This window comes from Roseateles sp. P5_B10, from assembly GCF_056400485.1.
On the sequence record NZ_JBFULE010000849.1, the window covers coordinates 1 to 2208 of the forward strand.

Sequence of the window (2208 nt, forward strand, 5' to 3'; positions counted from 1 at the left end):
CTGTGGCACCCCAGCAAGCGCTGATACCAGCGGCTGCTGGCGGGCACGTCATGGACGCAGATCAGCGGGACGAGTTGCATGGCGGCTCTCCAGGAACGCCGTGAAATGCTAGCGCCAAGGTGGGGTCGATTGCCAGAAAATACTGGATATCCATACAGTCTTATGATCTCATTCAAGCTCCGGATTCTTCCCCCGACCTGCCTGTTTCCTGGCCATGTTGTCCGCTTCTCTCGCCTCCTGCGTCCCTTGCGCTGCCTTGCGGCCCCCGCTCGTCCCCCTGCCGCTGGACGACGCCCGGCTGCAGGGGCGGCTGTGGCGCGGCAGCAGCCTGAGCACCGCCGCCGACCCGACGCTGGCCAGTGGCTTTGCGGCGCTGGACGCCGAGCTGCCCGGCGGCGGCTGGCCGCTGCGAGCCGTCACCGAGCTGCTGACGCCGCAGCCCGGCGTGCTGGAGTGGCGGCTGCTGGCGCCGGCGCTGAGCGGCTGGTGGGCGGCCCAGGCCCTGCCGGCGGCCGCTCCCGGCCGTCGCGGACGCGTGGTCACGTCGGCGCTGCGTTCGCTGCTGCTCATCAACCCGCCCCACACGCCCCATCTGCCGGGCCTGCAGGCCCTGGGCCTGCCACCCTCGGCACTGATCTGGGTGGAGGCCAGCACGCCGGCTCAAGCGCTCTGGGCCGCCGAGCAGGCCATCAAGTCGCGCGTGGCCGTGCTGGCCTGGCTGCCCGAGGCGCGGCCGGAGCAGATCCGGCGCCTGCAGGTCAATGCGCTGAGTTCCGATGCGCCGGCCTTCCTGATGCGGCCGGAGCGCGTGCAGCAGCAGTCCTCGGCCGCGCCGCTGCGCCTGATCGTGCAGCCGGGCGAGGGCTGGGACCTGGCCGTGCACCTGCTCAAGCGCCGCGGGCCCGCGCACGAGGGCTGGCTTGAACTGCCCGCCGTGCCCGGCGCGGTGGAACCGCTGCTGACTGCCGCCAAGCGCAAGCCCCTGCCTGCCCCCATGCCGGAGCCCGCGCCGGCTCCGGCCAGCCCTCCGATGGAGCGCCCTCATGCGCTGGCTCGCCCTGTGCTGCAGGCCTGATGCCCAAGGCAACGCCGGGCCGCCCCAAGTTGCCTTGACCCCCTCGGGGGGCGGGCAGGGCGCAGCCCTGCCCTGGGGGTCAACAGGTCATATTGGCGATGTTGACGCCCTCGGCTGGCTGGCGCTGAGCTTCACGCCGCGCGTTGCGCGGCTGGAGGAAGCGGTGGTGGCCGAGGTGTCGGCCAGCCTGCGGCTGTTCCGCGGCGCACGGGCGTTGCGGCAGCGGCTGCAGACGCAGGCAACACAAGCCGGCTTGGCCCTGGGCGACATGGCCTGGGCGCCGACAGCGCTGGGCGCCTTGGCACTGGCGCGTTGCAGCGACATCAATCCTGGCCGCCTGAGCGAGCGCCTGGACGCGCTGCCGTTATCGGCACTGAGCGCCGCCCAAGCCCATCACGCCATGCTGGCCCGCCTGGGCTGCACGCGCCTGGGCGAGCTGCGCCGGCTGCCTCGCCCGGCACTGGCCAAGCGCTTTGGCCCGGCGCTGCTGACGGCGCTGGACCAGGCCTATGGCGACCTGCCCGAGATGCACAGCTGGCTGACCCTGCCCGATCGCTTCGACGCCCGGCTGGAGCTGCCCTACCGCGTCGAGCACGCGCCCGTGCTGCTGCACTTTGCTGAAACCCTGCTGCGCCAGCTCTGCGCCTTCCTCGCCGCCCGCCATGCCGGTGTGCGTGCGCTGCGACTGGCCTGGCAGCACGACGCGATGCGCCCCCGCGACGTGGCCGACAGCGGCGAGCTGACCGTGGCCACGGCGGACACGACGCGCGATCTGAGGCGGCTTACAAGGCTGCTGTCCGAACACCTGGGCCGCATGACACTGGCCGCGCCAGCCGGCGAAATCCGCCTCAGCGCCGATACCGTGCTGCCGCTGGAGGAAGGCAGCAGCAGCCTGTTGCCCGGCCCCGCCGATCCGCAGGAGCGCACGACGACGAATGCGCTGCTGGAGCGGTTGTCGGTGCGCCTGGGCGCCGACCATGTGCGCGAAGGCCGGCTGCGCGAAGACCATCGGCTGGCCGAAATGCAGCGCTGGCAGCCTTGGCCAGCACCGCCTTCCGTAGCTGTGCGCTCTCCACCAGGGCCGCAGCCGACCTGGCTCGTCGAGCCACCACAGCCACTGCGCTGCGATGCGC

2 protein-coding genes are annotated in these 2208 nt (G+C 72.3%); both read left to right on the top strand.

All coding sequences use genetic code 11. The annotated features are described in order from the left end of the window. Positions 1 to 256 precede the first annotated feature (256 nt). Positions 257 to 1075, top strand: coding sequence for a translesion DNA synthesis-associated protein ImuA (locus AC1DU6_RS28410; RefSeq protein ID WP_457321753.1), 819 nt, complete (start codon positions 257 to 259; stop codon positions 1073 to 1075). Continuing rightward, on the top strand, positions 1044 to 2208 hold a 1165-nt coding region (locus tag AC1DU6_RS28415), incomplete at its 3' end, for a Y-family DNA polymerase (protein WP_477861224.1). The genes AC1DU6_RS28410 and AC1DU6_RS28415, both read left to right, overlap by 32 nt.